We start from the raw sequence: 16,597 nt of genomic DNA, 5'->3' as shown, positions 1-16,597 counted from the left end.
CCGGAATGGTTTTTGGGCGATTGACGACCAAGTGCATAGTTTCTATGCATAACGTTGTCCGTCGCTTCATATTCACGCGTTCAGACCCAGTCACATGGATCCTCTCAGCCTCAACCTGTTCACCAGTGCCGTCGAGGATGTTGAGCGCACCCAGTACAAGGTGCTCGCGGGGTTGGAGAGGGCCCGCTCCGCGTTTGACGAGCAGCGCGTCTACCCCCACCTCGGTCGTCTCGTGGAGCTGCATGGCGCGCTCACGACCGTCCTGAACCGGACGGAAAATTTCCGCACGCCCGACACCGGCCGCATCGCGGGCGTCGATTGGGAGAAAAAAACCCTCACCTACGAGTGGCCGGACCTCGACGGGTGTGAGATGGCCGATGTGGAGGACCTGATCCGGTGGGCGCTGCCCCACATCCGAGAGGTCATTGAGGAAGGAAAGGCCGTCTACGAGCAGGTGGAGGACGACTTGGAGCTCGAGACGGTGGGCATCATGCCGTCCTACATGCAGGAGGGATATCTCATGGTGCCACACCGGCACGACGAAGAGCTCCACGTCCTCCGCTACACGTTATCGCTCATTGAGGGGGAAGGAGAGACCCACCGCGCCCTGAAAACGGTCCACTGCAAGACCGTCCCGGAAGGAGACGTGGACACGAATCCGTCGACGATCAAGCTCCAGCTCATCGAAGAACGTCGCGACCTCCCCAATCCGGCCACGTACGTTTCAAAAACCGACCGCGACGTTCCGTATCAGGAAACGCTCCTGCCGGTCGTGAAGCGTCGGCTGGTACGGCAACTAGCCGCCGAGACGGGAGCGACCGATGCGCGGCGTCAGTGAGGTTGCGCGGCTCGCTCGTCCGCCTCGAGCAGGCGGTCGGCCGCCTCCAGGCCGGACGTGAGCGCATCGCCCACCGACACGCCCGCCCGGTAGTTGCCGGCGAAGGCAAGCCGAGGATGGGCCGCCTCTAAGGCATCAAACGTATCTTTGACCGCCCCATACCCGAGCTCGTACTGCGGAATGGCGCGGGGCCAGTGGACGAGACGCCGAAAGACCGGGGAGGCATCCACGCCGAGCAGCGAATCCAGGTCGCGGGCCACGCGGTCCTGGAGGGCTGCCGCGTCGGACGTCGCATGGCGCGGGGCGCGTGCGCCGCCGACGAAGGTGGTGAGGAGCACGTGCCCCTCCGGGGCGCGGCCGGGAAAGAGCGTCGAGGAAAAGATGGACCCGAGGATGTCCAGTGTGTCCTCTACAGGGGGCACGAGCATCCCGAACCCGTCGAGGGGGTGGTCGATGGCGTCCCGCTCATAGCCGAGGGCGAGCACGCTGAGCGGGGGATAGTCGACCTCTCTGAGGGGCGAGAGGTCGACGGAGGTGTCGAGCTCCATCTCGGCAAGCCGATGGAGCGGGACGGTACAGACGAGGGCGTCGAAGGAGCGAGTGTGCGAGGGGGCGTCGGCGGGGGAGACCGTCGCCTGCCACGCAGTGCCGTCGTGCGTGAGGGCGTGGACGGGAGCGTTCAGGTGGACGCGATCGCCGAGCGCGTCGGCCAGTGCGTTGGGGAGCGTCTGCAGGCCGTTGCGGAAAGAGAAGAGGCCCGAGGGGGTGTCTGGGGTGTCATCGTCGCCGCTGGTGAGGGCCCGTCGAATCGCGCCGAGGAGGAGGGAGCCGGACTCCTCTTCGAGCTCGGTGAGGCGACGGAAGGCGTGCTGGACCGACAGGTCCTCGGGCGTCCCCGCGAACACGCCCCCGACGAAGGGGGCCACGGCATAGTTGAGCACCTCGGGGCCCAGGCGTCGCTCCGTGAACCGGGCCACACTCTCTTCGTCCGCCGCGGCCCGTCCGATGAAGGGCTCCGCCAGGAGACGCAGCTTTGCACGGGTCGAGAACAAATCGGTCGTGAGGAAAGAGCCGACGGAGCGGGGCAGGGGCGTGGGCCGGCCGTCGCGCACCACGTACCGGGTGTCGGCCGCATCGTTGGCCCAGACGCGTTCCTCGTGGAGGTCAAGGGCGTCGATCAACGTCTCCAGGGCAGCGGCACCGGCCCGGATCGAGTTGGGGCCGTGCTCAACCAGGAAGCCGTCCGACGATTCCGAGCGGATCACGCCGCCCGCGTGCCCGGAGGCTTCCAGAACCTGAACCGAGAGGCCGTGCTGCTGGAGTCGGTGCGCGGCCGCAAGGCCGCTGATGCCGGCTCCGACGATCCCAACGTTGGGCATGGACGAAGACGCTGCTGCTTTGTGGTGAATCGGGGAGGACTATACTGAAAGCTACGTCCGCCGTTTAGCGCATCGGGTGAATCGATCTGTGACTGCGCTCAGGTTTCCGAGTTGCAAGTCGATATGTGACCGAGCTACCCTTGTCCCTGCTCTCGCGGTCTCTCATCAGAACATCCAGGCAATCCGAGACATCACACAGGCTATTCCGGAACGGCAGGAGGCGGATGACGCTGTGGGTCGACTTGTCCGGCAGTTCCAGTCAAAGGATGCGACCTCGGCCGACGGTGGAGCCGACATGCGGCGTGTTCTTTGAGTAAGCAGTGGAGAGGCCACTTCTTCCTCCTAGTCTCCGGGCCTCACAAGAAACTACGACGCCAAGACCGCAGTACTACCTTCTTGTCAACACGTAGTTCTGCTCACAAACTACATAAGGCCGGTTATGGCGACGGAAAAAATGAACGAGGACTGGCGTCGGGTCCGAGACCAGATCAAAGACATCTGGGATGAGGCGGACTTCGACAACAAACAAATGAAGCGGGCTCGGGGCAACTTCACAAAAATCGTGGGCCTGATCCACGATAAGACAGAAGAGCCCATCGACGAAATTCGCCGCAAGATGAGCGCCATCCTGTAGCTTGTTCGGAGCTGAGGGCTTAGCGACGTCCGAGTCAGCCGGACGCTCCTGGTTAACGCACCTACCGGGTCCCATCCACAAGGGCTCGTCCCCTGCCGGGGGACGGGCTTTTTGTATTTGTGGAGAACGGGAGGAGCCCCAATCGGGACTGTTTTCCCAGGTTCGCTTGGGTTCGGCGTTGGACCACAGGGGCATTGTTGCATCCGTGTCCCGCCGTACTTGGCAGGCCCGTCCTGGACAGACCCAGTGGGTCAGCTGACGGGTATGAAGATGGTCTGGTCGGGGCGGAGCAAAAAAACGCGGGCCCGTGAAAGCACGTTGCTCGTCTTCTCCCCCCCGAAACAGGCGTTGGGGGGGGCGAAAGGGTAGGGGAGGCCATCGAGCCAATCGTCGGTCCTCTGGGCAAGACTAATCTGCGGGGCAAGGCCGAGTTGCTACTATTTTTCGCTCTGCTCTGCCCGGTGGCGAGCCTTTCGCACCTGCCTCGCTCGTCGTTTCTTTCGGGCCCGTAGGTCGTCCAGCCGAACCCGCTGGCGGGGCCGATGTACCCGCCGAAACGGGCCAGAGAAGAATTTTTGTTGCTTGTACATACGTCTGTTTCCTCCCGCAGCAGGCAAATGCGCGATATTTGAAAAATCCCCAGCACTTGGACGCCTTGCCCTCAAAATGTTTCCGAATATTTATAATTCCTTCTGCCTCATTCTCTCTCGACGGTATGGCCCAGTGAACAGCCCGTTCGGGGATGGTGAAGCATTTTGGATTGGGGGCCGCGTCGGTTAGCTTGAAATCAATATCGCGCTCATCCCGTCATCCGGAACGTTTGTCGCTGCATGTCCGACTCTGGTACGCTAGGCACCGAATCTCCAGTTGAAAGCGCTTCCTTCCAGGAGCAAGCGGCCCATTACGAGGCCCTCGTCGAAACGATGAAGGAGCGCGCCGCGGAGGTGCGAAAGGGGGGCGGTAAGGAAAAGCTCGATCGCGAGCACGAACGCGGAAAGCTCACGGCCCGAGAACGGATTGAGTACCTGGTCGACGACCCGGCGGCGTTTGGCGAACTGGGGCTGTTTGCCGGATACGAGATGTACGAGGACGAGGGGGGATGCCCGGCAGGGGGGACGGTCATGGGGCTGGGGCCCGTCAGCGGCCAGGAATGCATGATCGTGGCGAACGACGCCACCGTGAAGGCGGGGGCCTGGTTTCCGATCACGGCCAAGAAAAACCTTCGCGCACAGAACATCGCGTTGGAGAACCATGTGCCCATCATCTACCTCGTCGACTCGGCGGGCGTCTACCTGCCGATGCAGGACGAAATCTTCCCCGACGAGGACGACTTTGGGCGCATTTTTCGCAACAACGCGAAGCTGTCGAGCAAAGGCATCCCGCAAATTTCGGCCATCATGGGGAGCTGTGTGGCCGGTGGGGCCTACCTGCCCATCATGAGCGACGAGGCCATCATTGTGGAGGACACCGGCTCCGTATTTTTGGCGGGGCCGTACCTCGTGAAGGCGGCCATTGGGGAGGACGTGGAGAAGGACGAGCTCGGGGGCGCCACCACCCATTCCGAAATCTCCGGCGTGGTCGACCACAAGGTCGAGGACGACGAGGCGGCGCTCGACAAGATCCGGTCGATCGTGGATCATTCCGGCCCGGTAGAGCGCTTTGGATACGCTCGAAAGGAGCCGGTCGAGCCCGCCTACCCGGCGGACGAGCTGTACGGCCTTTTTCCAGCGGAGGGGAACGCTCAGTACGACATGCGCGAGATTCTGGCCCGGATTGTCGACGCGGAGTCCTGGACCGAGTACAAGGAGGGCTACGGGCGCACCCTCCTCACCGGCTACGCCCGCATCGACGGATGGAACGTGGGGGTCGTGGCGAATCAGCGAGCCGTGGTGCGCAACCGGACGGACCTCGACTCGAAGGGCGAGATTCAGGTGGGGGGCGTCATTTACGCCGACGCTGCCGACAAGGCGGCCCGCTTCATCATGAACTGCAACCAGAAGGAAATCCCGATCGTCTTTTTCCAGGATGTCACGGGCTTCATGGTGGGGAAACGGGCCGAGCAGGGGGGCATCATTAAGGATGGGGCGAAGATGGTCAACGCGGTGTCAAATTCGACTGTGCCTAAGCTCACCGTCGTGGTGGGCAACTCGTACGGCGCCGGCAACTACGCGATGTGCGGGCGGGCCTACGACCCGCGTCTCGTCCTGGCGTGGCCGACGGCCAAGATCGCGGTGATGGGGGGCACGCAGGCGTCGAAGGTGCTCAAGCAAATCAAGGTGCGACAGCTGGAGAAGCAGGGAAAGGAGCTATCCACGGAGGACGAGCAGGAACTGCTGTCCAAAATCCAGAATCGCTACGAGGAGCAGACGACGCCGTACTACGCGGCGGCCCGTCTGTGGGTGGATGCCCTCATCGACCCGCACGATACACGTGAGTGGCTTGCCCGCGGCCTGGACATGGTGGACCACAACCCCACGCTGGAGCGCTTCAACCCCGGCGTGATTCAGACGTAGGCCGAAAGGAGGGGAGGGGCTCCGATCTGCGTGCCCCTCGTCGAAGAGAAATCATTGTTTGAAGAGCGACTATTCGCCCTGCTCGTACCGCTCGCCGTTGACGGTGAAGGCGAACGTAATGGTGGCGGTCTGGTCGACCATGTTCGACACCGAGCAGTACTTGTCGAGGCTCAGGTTGATGGCCCGGCGGACCTTCTCCGGGTCCACGTCGCCGCTGAACTCGTAGTGCATGTGTAGGTCGGTGAACACGCGTGGAGAGTCGTCGGCCCGCTCCCCGTCGATATCGGCGTTGAAGTCTTCAATGTCCTGCTTCTGCTTCTCCAGAATGGTCAGGAGGTCGATGCTGCTGCAGCCGACGACACTCAGTGCCGCCATTTCCATCGGGCTCAGGCCCTCCTGCTCGTCCGTCGAGGCGATCGCCACGTCGTACGAGCCGTTCGTGCCCCGAAACTGGATGGCATCGTTGATTTGATCTAAGCTGAGGTGCATGCGTTCGGAAAGAGAAAGATGGAAAAGAGCTCGGACCTCAACATAGAAACGAAGGGGCAGAGAATCAGCGGGACTGAGTGACCGAAACGGCACGGGAAGACGGCTGCGGTCGTCAAGGGCGGCACCCCCTACGGCGTGAACGTGCGGAGCACTCGTCGGACTGCCTCGTTCAGAGACTCCGCATTACTCTAATTACTTCCTTTCACGATGGCTGATGGCCAGGCAGGCGGGTCCGTTGCCCCACAAGACGCGCCCCCGGAGACGCCCCCGGCGTCGGTCCTCGCGCGGCTCAGGGCACGTGCCCGCGCCCTTCGCGACTCAGGCCTTGCCGACCGGCTTGCGCGCATCGACACGGGGTATGTGAAGAGGAAGGCCCGCCAGGTCACCGAGGCGGATCTCGACACGGTGGTCGAGCGCGCCGAGGCCATTGAGGCACGCTTCCGAAAAGATGGGAGCCTTCGTCGTCTCTGGGACGACGGGCGCCTGCTCCTGCAGCTGGTTCAGGACGCCCGGGATGGGCGCTATCGAGCCCTTCCGGTGTGGACCCTCAGTGCCATCGGGTTCGCGCTCCTCTACGTGCTCAACCCGTTCGATCTGGTGCCGGATGCCCTCCCGCTTGTGGGATTCCTCGACGACGCGGCCGTCGTGTCGGCCTGCCTGTCTCTTGTGGAGCAAGATTTGCGGGATTATCGAACCTGGCGGCGTGCACGGCACGATGAGGAACCCTCCCTGACGGAGGCTGACGAGGACCGACTTGCCTCGCAACAGTAGGTGCCGACATGCGTCATACGCTATGAATGGAGTCTCCACCCCTCCCTGACTGGTTGCCGAAAGGCGGTGTCTCTCATGCTTCCATGGAACTTTGAGGGCGATGTCTCCGAGCCTGCCCAAGACCCGACAATGGCGCCGCACAAGCGGCAGTCCTACGAGGAAGAACTGGCAAACGCCATTACCCACGGGATTGGGCTCGTGTTGAGTCTGATTGGCTGGATCGGTCTGCTCGTCCTGTCGGGGCTGGCGGGCGGTGGGTGGGACCTGGCCGCCTCGGCGGTCTTTGGCGGCACGCTGGTCTTCCTCTACGCCACCTCCACCCTCTACCACAGCGTCGGCACCGCCCGCCTAAAGCGGACGCTTCGCATCCTCGACCACGTCGCCATCTTTCTGCTCATCGCGGGCACCTACACGCCGTTTGCCGGGGTGCTCATGCGCGAGGGCTGGGGCTGGTCTGTGCTTGCGCTGGTGTGGGGAATTGCCCTCGCGGGGCTGCTCTTCAAGCTGTTCTCGACGCACCGCTTTCACCCCGCGGCCACGACGCTGTATCTGCTCATGGGCTGGCTGGGGGTGCTCTTTGCGGACCCGATGAGCACGGCCCTCCCTGTGGGGGGGCTGCTCCTGATCGTGGCGGGCGGACTGGCCTACACGATCGGCGTCCTGTTCTACGGGTGGCACTCCTTGCGCTACAGCCACGCGATCTGGCACGTCTTCGTGCTGGTGGGCAGTGCGTGCCACTACGCCGCGGTCGTGCTATACGTCCTGTAGCGCCGTTACCACGCGTACGTCCCGAGTTCCTCCCCCAGGTCTGTATGGGGGAAGACCCGCCGGGCCTCGCGGAGTGCCTCGCTCTTGTCCCCAGGGGGCAGGTGGACCAACACGAGCCGGTCCACCGCTGCCTCGGCGGCCACCTCTGCCGCCCCCGCTGCGGTCGAGTGGCCGTCCCCGACGCCGTTGGCCTCGTGCACCAGCACGTCGGCGCCCTGCGCCAGGTCTACGACGCTGGAGGTAGGGGCCGTGTCACAGGAGTACGCCAGCACGCCGTCGCCGTCGGCGTGCCCGAAGCGGAGACCCACGTTTGCCGTATCGCCGTGATCCACCGGGGCCGCGGTCACGGTCCACGGGGCCTGGGTCCAGGCGGAGGCCCCGTGCTCGTGCCGCACCGTGCGCCAGTCGATGGGCGGGATGCCGTCCCAGCCCTCGTGCACCGGCGCAAACGCATCCCACATGCGCTGGGCCTGGGCCAGGGCGGGCTCGATGCCACAGACTGGGATCGGGCGGTCGCGCCCGTCCAGCCAGATTTTCTCCATGAAGAGCGGAAAGCCACTCGCGTGGTCCATGTGGGCGTGTGTCACGATCAGGCCGTCGACGTCATCGATGGACCGGCCGCAGGCCTGCAGGCGCTGAAGCACATCGCCGCCGCAGTCCACGACGAGCGTATTCGAGGGGGACGCGTCGTCCGAGACCGCCAGCATGGTGGTGGTGCGGTGCGAGTCGCTGAGGGCGGCGCCGGTGCCGAGGAGGTGAAGCGCGGGCATAGGGGAAGGGGCCGAATTGCGAGTGTCGAGCGGCGAGCTCCAGGGAGGCTGCAGCCAGATCGATTCGCCCGCCGAAAATCGAAACCCCGCAGTGGCCCTACCGGGAGCGTTGGATGGCAAACTCTGTGAGTCCGGCGAGTGAGGCGCGCGCCTCAGAGGGCGGAAGGGCGCTCAGCAGCGAGCGGGCGTCCGCCGCCAGCGATTCCATTTTCCGGCGGGCGTGTTCGATCCCGCCGTACTCGTCCACGAAGTCCGCGATGGTACGGAGGTCATCGCGGTCCTTCTCGTCCTGGTCCACGATGGCGAGGATGCGCTTCTTCTCGCGTCGTCCCGCCTCGCGCAGGGCCACGATGAGGGGCAGCGTCATCTTTTTCTCCTGCAGGTCGATGCCGATCGGCTTCCCAGCGTCCTCCGCGCTAAAGTCAAAGAGGTCGTCCCGGATCTGGAAGGCGAGGCCCAGGGTCTCCCCGAACTCATCCATGCGTTCGATGAGCGCCTCGTCGTCGGTGACGCTGACGGCGCCGCTCTTGGTACAGGCGGAAATGAGAGAGGCGGTCTTGTCCGAGATGATGCGGAAGTACGTTTCCTCGTCGATGTCGAGCAGGCGGGACTTCTCGATCTGGAGCAGCTCGCCCTCGCTCATCCGGCGCACCGCGTCGGAGAGGGTGTGGAGCACCGAGTAGTCGTCGTGGTCGAGCGAGAGAAGAAGCCCGCGGCTCAGCAAGAAGTCGCCGAGCAGGACCGCGATTTTGTTTTTCCAGAGGGCATTGATCGAGAACGCGCTTCGTCGCTCCTCCGCGTCGTCCACCACGTCGTCGTGCACGAGCGTTGCGGTGTGCAGGAGTTCGACGAGGGCGGCGGCACGGTGGGTCTGGTCCGTTGCGGCCCCCCCGCAGGCCTGGGCCGACAGGAGCACGAGGATGGGGCGGATGCGCTTCCCCTTCTGCCACAAGACGTACTGCGTGACCTTGTCCAGCAGCATATGGTCCGAGCGCATCGCCTCCCGAAAGTACGAGCGGAAGGCATCGAGGTCGTCCTCCACCGGCACGCGGATGTCATCGAGCGTGGTGGGGACGGGGCGATCCAGGGGGAGCGACTCTCCGTCGGCGCTGGAGGCGTCGGCGGAGGCGCGGCCGTTCGTGGCGGCGGACGAGGCGTCGGGCATCTGGGGATTCAGTTTAGAACAAGGCGTCTGTCTGCGATACGTCGGGGCCCGGGAAAAGGTTTGCTAGGGGCATTGCGGGGCCTGTGAGAAGAGGACTGGGGCTCGTCCCGCGATCGGCGATCCAGTTCCTCGAAATGGCCGGTCACCCAAAGTGGTAGGCGCGGCGGCGGAGCAGCACCAGGAAGAAGGGCACCCCGCACAGGGCGGTGAGGATGCCCACGGGCAGCTCCTGGCCTGGCAAGACCGTGCGGGCGGCGAGGTCGGCCCAGCAGAGGAAGATGGCCCCGCCGACGAAGCTCAGGGGCACGAGGCGCCGGTGCGGCACGCCCACGAGCAGGCGGACGGCATGTGGCACGATGAGCCCGACGAATCCGATGGCGCCGGAGACGGCCACCAGTGTGCCCGTAACCAACGTCGCCAGGACAATGAGGCCGCGCTTGAGGGCCTCGACCGGCATCCCGAGGCTCTGTGCCGGCTCCTCGCCCACGAGCATGGTGTCGAGCGGGCGGGCGAGGACCATCATCGCCCCGAGGCCGAGGGCGGTTGTGACGGCCGGGATGGGGAGAATTTCCCACCGCGCCCCGCTCAGCGAGCCGAGCAGCCAGAAGAGCACCGCCCGCAGCTTGTCCGGCTCCGGGGAGGAAAAAGTGACGAACGAGGTCAGGGAGGCCATGAGGGCAGACATCGCCACCCCGGCCAGTAGCAGCCGGGCCACCGACACGCGAAGGCCATCGCGGGCCACGAGATAAACGATCGTGATGGAGGCCAGTCCGCCGATGAAGGCAGCTAGGGGCATCGTCAGGGTTTTGCTAAGCAGGGGCGGCAGGAAGCCGAGGTAGAAAAACGACGCCCCGGCCGAGGCGCCGCTAGAGATGCCCAGAATGTAGGGCTCCGCGAGCGGGTTGCGCACGAGCGTCTGCATCGCCACCCCGATGATGGAGAGCCCACCGCCGACGACACAGGCCAGGACGGCCCGCGGGAGGCGCAGGCGCCACACGATGCGATCGACCGTCGGGTCCGGGGCCGGGCCGAGGCCGAAGAGCCGGTGGGCAAGGACCCGGTACACGTCGACCCAGGCCGTGGTGGTGCTGCCCACCGCCACGGCCGCCCCGACCGTGACGATCAAGACCGCCGTTAGCCCCAAACCGACGAGCCAGGGGCGCTTCATGGGGCCGCGGGGGACGACATCGAGGAAGAGAGGACGTGCTCGGCGGAGTCCGACGGGGCCGGAAAGCGACCGGGATGGAGCTCACGCGCCAGTCGCCGGGTGCCCCGCAGGACGCGAGGGCCGGGGCGGGCGATGAGGGACGTGGGGACGCTCAGGACACGGTCGTTCTTGAGGGCCGGCACCACGTCCCACGTCGGATGAAGGTCGAGCAGGCGATCCGGGTCGTAGTCGCTGCCCCACAACCCGAGAATCACGTCCGGCTTTTCCTGAAGGACGTACTCGTCGCTGAGGGTGGGGGCCTGGTTGTCGACGTCGGCCGTGATGCTTCGTCCGCCGGCCATGTCGACCAGGGTGTGCACGTAGCTCCCACGTCCGAAGCTGTAGAGCGTATCGTCCCCAACCAGCACCAGCACACGAGGCCGCTCAGCGTCCGGGATGGAGTCTGTTCGGGCGCGGAGGGCATCGAGGGAAGATTGCAGGGCCGCGGCACTGTCTGCGGCGGCGGCCTCGGTCCCCAGAAGCTGCCCCATGGTCTCGATGCTGGTCAGGATGTCGTCGACCGACCCGAACGAGAAGAAGTAGATCGGCATGTCGAGGGCCTCAAATGTGTCTGTGTCGCCGGGCGCGTTGATTTGGTCGGTGGCCAGCACGAGATCCGGTTCCTGCGCCGCCACGGCTTCAAAGTCGACGGGCAGGGCACTCACGTGAGGCAGTGTGTCCACCGGGGGCGGGTAGTCGCCCGACGAGGTGATTGCCACCAGCCGGTCCCCAGCGCCGGCGGCGTGGGCGATCTCGGTGAGGTTGGGGGCGAGGGACACCACCCGCTGGACGGCAGGATCAAGGGCGACCGTCCGGTCAAGGTCGTCGGTGACGGTTCGGGACCCGTCGTCGGGGGCAGTGTCTCCACACCCGCCCATGAGCACGACGATGAAGAGCAGTAGACCGAGAGAACGGTGCGCCATAGAGCGGTGTGGAGTGGGACAAGTGACGATCGCCCCGCTTGTACTCCGGGGGGAAAGAGGTGTTGGCAGAGCGGGGGGCGAGGCAAAATATCTACATATTTACGGACCGGGCGACGCAAAATGGAAGAATCTTCCAGGGAGTTGGACAGGAAGGAGAACGCTCTTTACATTAGTTATCTCTTCTTGCAAACCAAATCAGCCGTTGCGGGCGGAAACGGGCACAGCCGCCGCGGTCCATTATCGGTGCAGAGACCCCAGGATTCCCATGAGCAAGCGAATTTTCGTTGTCGACGACGAGCCGAAAATTGGAAACTTGTTCAGCAACGTGCTGGAGCGGGACGGCTATGACGTCAATGCCTTCGTCAATCCGAACTCGCTCCTGGAGGCGCTCGACGAGAGCAGTGAAGATCCGGACGTGGTCGTGACCGACATGATCATGCCGCAGATGGATGGGGTGGAGCTCATGGAGAACCTGAACGAGCGAGACCTCGATGTGCCCATCATCATCATGACGGCCCACTCGTCGGTGCAGACGGCCGTGGAGGCCATGCGGCAGGGGGCGTTTCACTATCTAGAGAAGCCCGTCAACCTGGAGGAGATGCGGGCCCTCCTGGAGAAGGCCATTGAGCTTTACGGGGCGCAGCAGGAGCTCAAGCAGATCAAGACCGAAAAGCAGAAGCAGTATCCCATCGAGGGGATCCTGGGCGAGAGTGAGCCGGTCATGAAGGTCCGAGAAACCCTTGAGACGCTCTGCAACGCGTCCAACACGACGGTGCTCTTTACCGGCGAAACAGGAACCGGGAAAAACCTCGCGGCCCAGACGCTTCATTACAACTCCCCACGGGCCGAAGAGGCGTTCACCGACATCGACTGCGCGTCCCTGCCCGACAACCTGCTTGAGGCCGAGCTGTTTGGCTATGAGGAGGGGGCCTTCACCGACGCACGGGACTCGAAGGAGGGACTGATCGAGGTGGCCGACGGGGGCACCCTGTTTCTTGACGAGATCGACTCGATGAGCCTTGCCCTGCAGGCGAAGCTGCTCTCGTTTCTGGAAAGCCGAGAGTTCCGGCGCCTTGGCGGGGTGGAAGACAAGAGCGCAGACGTGCGGATTCTTTGCGCCACCAACTCCAATCTCGAAAAGAGCGTCCAGGAGGAGGAATTTCGAAAGGACCTGTTTTTTCGCATCAACGTCGTGAACGTCAAGATGCCGCCGCTGCGGTCCATGGGGGACGACGTGCTGCTAATTGGCAAGCATATCGTCTCCGAGTTCAACCGGGAGTTCGGCAGCGACGTGAGCGGCTTCACGAATCCGGCACGAGAGAAGCTGCTAAACCACACCTGGCCCGGAAACGTCCGTGAACTCCGGAACGTCATCGAGCGGGCCATGATTTTTGTAGACGGCGATCAAATCAAGGCCGACGACCTGACGCTCGCCCCGCCCAGTCGCCTCGACGACCAGGCGCAGCCGGTGGGCAACAACGGGTTTCAGTTTGCCCTGGGACAGACGCTCAAGGACGTGGAAAAGGCCTACATCCGGCGCACGCTCGAGACGCGGGCGGACGACAGCTACGCCGACATTGCGAACGACCTCGGCATCTCCAAGAAGACGCTGTGGGACAAGCGCAAACGCTACGACCTCGACGAAGTCGTGGATCGGTAGCCACGGTTCCGTCCGGGCTGGGATCGGTCCGGAATCCCATTCGTTTTGGTTCCCCGTTGAAGTCTCTCCACCAGCATTGCTTCGGCCCCATCCGGCCCGCCCCATGCCACAGTCTCCCGCCGCTGCATACCGCCCGCCGCAGGTGCCCACCGTCGACGAGGTGGCCGCCCGGGAGCGCGCCTCTCGTCTCGCCAGTCGCAGCATCAAGAAGGAGGCGAAGGTGGAGGGGTTGAAACGGCTCATCGCCATGCTCGACCTCACGACGCTGGAGGGTGCCGATACGCCGGGCAAGGTGAAATCGCTTTGCCAGAAGGCCCGCACGCCCGCCCCCGGTGGCAGTCGAGACCACCTGTCCGTCGGGGCCGTCTGCGTGTACCCGCCGATGGTGCCGGTGGCCCGCGAGCACGTGGAGGGCACGGACATCCAGATCGCGTCGGTGGCGAGCTACTTTCCGAGTGGGCAGGCCGCCCTCGATGAGCGAGTGGCCGAGGTGGAACGGGTGCGGGACGCTGGGGCCGACGAGATCGACGTCGTGATCAACCGCAACGCGTTCCTGTCCGGCGAGTACGGGCGGGTGCACCGGGAGATCAGCGCGCTGGCCGAAGCGTCCGGTGAGAAGCACCTGAAGGTAATCCTGGAGACCGGCGAGCTGGAGACCTACGACGCGGTCCGCCTCGCAAGCCGCATCGCGATGGACGCCGGGGCCGACTTCATCAAGACGTCCACCGGCAAGGTGATGCCCGCCGCCACCATGCCGGTGACGCTCGTGATGCTGGAGGCGATTCGCGACTTTTACCGTGAGACGGGGCGAAAAGTGGGGATGAAGCCGGCCGGGGGCATCCGGAAGGCAAAGCCAGCGCTGCGCTACCTCGTCATGGTCAAGGAGGTGCTCGGCGACGCGTGGCTCACGCCCGAGCGGTTCCGGATTGGGGCCTCGTCGCTGCTCAACGACCTGCTCCTGCAACTGGAGAAGGAGCGGCACGGACGCTACCACTCGAAGCGATACCTGTCGCTCGGGTGACGGCCCAGCGCGGACTGTTCTGCATCTTTGTGGATAACGACTTTTCCGATATGGCTGAGTTAGGAGCCGCCCCCGATACCGCCCGCGAGCTGCTCTTTGGCGACGAGTGGGAGTACGCCCCCGCGCCGCAGTCCGCCGATCACGTGCGCCTGGAGGATCGCTACGGCGCGTTCGTCGACGGGGCGTTCCGGGACACGGACGAATACTTCCCATCGATCAATCCGGCGACGGAGGAGACGATCGCGGAGGTGGGGCTCGCCGACGAGACCGTCGTCGACGAGGCGGTCGGGGCCGCCCGGACGGCGTACGAGTCGCACTGGCGCGACCTGCCCGGAAAAGAGCGGGCGAAGTACATCTACCGGATCGGGCGGATGATCAAGGAGAAGTCCCGCGAGTTTGCGGTGCTGGAGTCGATGGATGGGGGCAAGCCGATCCGGGAGTCGCGCGACATGGACATCCCGCTCGTGGCGGCCCACTTCTTCCACTACGCCGGATGGGCCGACAAGCTGGAGTACGCCCTGCCGGGTCCGGGCCGTCCCCGCTCGTTGGGCGTCTGTGGCCAGATCATCCCCTGGAACTTTCCGCTCCTGATGGCGGCGTGGAAGCTGGCCCCGGCCCTCGCCACGGGCAACACGGTCGTGCTCAAGCCGGCCGAGACCACCCCCCTCACGGCCCTCAAGCTCGCGGAGGTCATCCAGGAGGCGGGCCTGCCGCCCGGGGTCGTCAACATTGTACAGGGCGCGGGCGAGGCGGGGGCGGCCCTCGTGGAGCACCCGGACGTTGACAAGGTTGCATTTACCGGCTCCACCGGGGTGGGCAAACACATCCAGAAGCAGCTCGCGGGGACGAAGAAACGCCTCACGCTGGAACTGGGGGGGAAGGGGGCCAACATCGTCTTCGAAGACGCGCCCATCGACCAGGCCGTAGAGGGCATCGTTGACGGCATCTACTTCAACCAGGGGCACGTCTGCTGCGCGGGGTCGCGACTGCTGGTTCAGGAAAGCGTCGCCGACGAGGTGACCGAGAAGCTGCGGCAGCGCATCGCGACGCTCCGGGTGGGCGATCCGCTTGACAAGAACACCGACATCGGGGCAATCAACTCGAGGCAGCAGCTGGAGAAAATTCGCCGCCTCGTGGATGTCGGAGAGCGGGAGGGCGCCGACAAGTTCCAGCCGGAGTGCGATCTGCCGGACGACGGCTTCTGGTTTCCGCCCACGTTCTTCACCAACGTGACGCAGTCCCACCGGATTGCGCAGGAGGAGATCTTTGGGCCCGTCCTGTCGGTCACCACGTTCCGCACCCCCGAGGAGGCGGTCGAGCGTGCCAACAACACCGAGTATGGCCTCGCCTCCGGCATCTGGAGCGACAAGGGCTCGAAGCTCTTCTCGATCTCGCAGGCGCTCAAAAGCGGCGTGATCTGGGGCAATACCTACAACAAGTTCGATCCCGCCAGCCCCTTCGGCGGCTACAAAGAAAGCGGCTTCGGCCGCGAGGGGGGTGTCCACGGTCTTCTTCCGTACCTCGAACGTCCATCGCAGTCATGGCAGGCACAGACGCCCACGAACGGCTCCCCGTCTACAAGACCCGCAAGCTCTACATCGGCGGGGACTTCCCCCGAACCGAAAGCGGACGATACATAACCGCCACTGACCAGACCGGCGAATTCGTGGCCAACATCTGTCGCGCGTCGCGCAAGGACTTTCGGGATGCGGTGGTCGCGGCCCGCGATGCCCAGGAGGGCTGGGGCGCGCGCAGTGCCTTCAACCGTGGGCAGATCCTGTACCGCATGGGCGAGATGCTAGAGTCTCGTCGACAGGCATTCGTCGACGCCCTGGTCGACACCGCCGGATACGACCCCGACGCGGCCGCGGCGGAGGTGGACGCGGCGATTGACCGGCTCGTCTACTACACGGGCTGGACCGACAAATTCGCGCAGGTGTTCGGGAGCATCAATCCCGTGGCGAGCTCGCACTTCGACTTCTCCGTGCCCGAGCCGTCGGGCGTCGTCGCCGCGTTCTGTCCAGAGACCGCGCCGCTCCTGGGGCTCGTCTCCTGCATGGCCCCGATCATCGTGCCCGGCAACGCCGTCGTCCTGGTCGTGGAGAACGACGCCCCGGCATTGGCCCTCGATCTGGCGGAGGTGCTCGACACGAGTGACCTGCCGGGTGGGGTCGTAAACATTCTCACCGGCCACCGGGAGGAGCTACGGGGGCACGTGGGGGGGCACCGCGACGTGGATGCCATACTGAGCGTCGGCGCGTCGACCGAGGAGCGGACCATCCTGGAGCGAGAAGGAGCGGAGAGCGTCACGCGGATGGAGTTTCGCCCGGATCGCTCGCCCGCTGAGTGGCGGGCCGACGAGAGTCAGTCGCCCTACTGGATCACGCCGTTTGTGGAGTTCAAGACCACCTGGCACCCGGTCGGGCGATAGTGTCGGACGTCCCCTGATGCATTCCTTC

Annotated in this window: 15 protein-coding genes; 9 read left to right on the top strand and 6 right to left on the bottom strand. The window is 64.8% G+C overall.

Annotated features, from left to right (window positions below; translation table 11 throughout):
- The first annotated feature begins 94 nt into the window (after positions 1 to 94).
- Positions 95 to 838, top strand: coding sequence for a hypothetical protein (locus OJB03_RS09150; RefSeq protein WP_263786697.1), 744 nt, complete (start codon positions 95 to 97; stop codon positions 836 to 838).
- On the opposite strand, the gene hemG is transcribed toward OJB03_RS09150, so the two are convergent.
- A complete protein-coding gene (gene hemG, locus OJB03_RS09145; protein WP_263786694.1) occupies positions 832 to 2,217 on the bottom strand; it encodes a protoporphyrinogen oxidase in 1,386 nt (461 codons plus the stop codon). The genes OJB03_RS09150 and hemG overlap by 7 nt on opposite strands.
- Positions 2,218 to 2,656: 439 nt before the next feature.
- On the opposite strand from hemG, the gene OJB03_RS09140 reads away from it, so the two are divergent.
- Positions 2,657 to 2,851, top strand: a complete 195-nt coding sequence (locus tag OJB03_RS09140; RefSeq protein ID WP_263786692.1) for a general stress protein CsbD — start codon at positions 2,657 to 2,659, stop codon at positions 2,849 to 2,851.
- An 830-nt stretch (positions 2,852 to 3,681) separates the two neighbouring features.
- On the top strand, positions 3,682 to 5,364 hold the full coding sequence (locus OJB03_RS09135) for an acyl-CoA carboxylase subunit beta (RefSeq protein ID WP_263786690.1): 1,683 nt from the start codon (positions 3,682 to 3,684) through the stop codon (positions 5,362 to 5,364).
- Between the two features lie 69 nt (positions 5,365 to 5,433).
- Here OJB03_RS09135 and OJB03_RS09130 read toward each other — a convergent pair whose 3' ends face one another.
- Positions 5,434 to 5,853, bottom strand: a complete 420-nt coding sequence (locus tag OJB03_RS09130; RefSeq protein ID WP_263786687.1) for an OsmC family protein — start codon at positions 5,851 to 5,853, stop codon at positions 5,434 to 5,436.
- A gap of 207 nt (positions 5,854 to 6,060) precedes the next feature.
- Here OJB03_RS09130 and OJB03_RS09125 point away from each other — a divergent pair, with 207 nt between their 5' ends.
- Together OJB03_RS09125 and trhA are read left to right on the top strand one after the other, a co-directional pair.
- Positions 6,061 to 6,624, top strand: a complete 564-nt coding sequence (locus OJB03_RS09125; RefSeq protein ID WP_263786685.1) for a YkvA family protein — start codon at positions 6,061 to 6,063, stop codon at positions 6,622 to 6,624.
- A gap of 75 nt (positions 6,625 to 6,699) precedes the next feature.
- On the top strand, positions 6,700 to 7,392 hold the full coding sequence (trhA, locus tag OJB03_RS09120) for a PAQR family membrane homeostasis protein TrhA (RefSeq protein WP_263786683.1): 693 nt from the start codon (positions 6,700 to 6,702) through the stop codon (positions 7,390 to 7,392).
- A gap of 5 nt (positions 7,393 to 7,397) precedes the next feature.
- Here the strand turns inward: trhA and OJB03_RS09115 are convergent, their stop codons facing one another.
- The 4 genes from OJB03_RS09115 to OJB03_RS09100 all read right to left on the bottom strand — a co-directional run bounded on the left by OJB03_RS09115 (position 7,398) and on the right by OJB03_RS09100 (position 11,457).
- Entirely contained in the window at positions 7,398 to 8,162 is a 765-nt protein-coding gene (locus tag OJB03_RS09115; RefSeq protein WP_263786682.1) for an MBL fold metallo-hydrolase, read from the bottom strand.
- A gap of 97 nt (positions 8,163 to 8,259) precedes the next feature.
- Complete coding sequence (locus OJB03_RS09110) at positions 8,260 to 9,327, bottom strand: polyprenyl synthetase family protein (RefSeq protein ID WP_263786681.1); 1,068 nt, start codon at positions 9,325 to 9,327, stop codon at positions 8,260 to 8,262.
- A 142-nt stretch (positions 9,328 to 9,469) separates the two neighbouring features.
- Positions 9,470 to 10,495 (bottom strand): FecCD family ABC transporter permease, encoded by a 1,026-nt coding sequence (locus OJB03_RS09105; RefSeq protein WP_263786680.1) that lies wholly within the window; start codon positions 10,493 to 10,495, stop codon positions 9,470 to 9,472.
- On the bottom strand, positions 10,492 to 11,457 hold the full coding sequence (locus tag OJB03_RS09100; RefSeq protein ID WP_263786678.1) for an ABC transporter substrate-binding protein: 966 nt from the start codon (positions 11,455 to 11,457) through the stop codon (positions 10,492 to 10,494). The genes OJB03_RS09105 and OJB03_RS09100 overlap by 4 nt, the downstream gene beginning before the upstream one ends.
- A 265-nt stretch (positions 11,458 to 11,722) precedes the next feature.
- Between OJB03_RS09100 and OJB03_RS09095 the strand changes: the two genes are divergently transcribed.
- The 4 genes from OJB03_RS09095 (at position 11,723) to OJB03_RS09080 (ending at position 16,569) form a co-directional block, all read left to right on the top strand.
- Positions 11,723 to 13,117 (top strand): sigma-54-dependent transcriptional regulator, encoded by a 1,395-nt coding sequence (locus tag OJB03_RS09095; RefSeq protein ID WP_263786677.1) that lies wholly within the window; start codon positions 11,723 to 11,725, stop codon positions 13,115 to 13,117.
- A 103-nt stretch (positions 13,118 to 13,220) separates the two neighbouring features.
- A complete protein-coding gene (gene deoC / locus OJB03_RS09090; RefSeq protein WP_263786676.1) occupies positions 13,221 to 14,138 on the top strand; it encodes a deoxyribose-phosphate aldolase in 918 nt (305 codons plus the stop codon).
- A gap of 50 nt (positions 14,139 to 14,188) precedes the next feature.
- Entirely contained in the window at positions 14,189 to 15,778 is a 1,590-nt protein-coding gene (locus OJB03_RS09085; protein WP_263786675.1) for an aldehyde dehydrogenase family protein, read from the top strand.
- Positions 15,679 to 16,569, top strand: a complete 891-nt coding sequence (locus OJB03_RS09080) for an aldehyde dehydrogenase family protein (RefSeq protein ID WP_263786674.1) — start codon at positions 15,679 to 15,681, stop codon at positions 16,567 to 16,569. Before OJB03_RS09085 ends, OJB03_RS09080 begins: the two co-directional genes overlap by 100 nt.
- Positions 16,570 to 16,597 lie beyond the last annotated feature (28 nt).

The organism is Salinibacter grassmerensis (genome assembly GCF_947077765.1).
Taxonomy (GTDB): Bacteria; Bacteroidota; Rhodothermia; order Rhodothermales; family Salinibacteraceae; genus Salinibacter; species Salinibacter grassmerensis.
The sequence above is the reverse complement of the archived record's forward strand: the minus strand, read 5'-3'. Positions and strand labels throughout refer to the sequence as shown.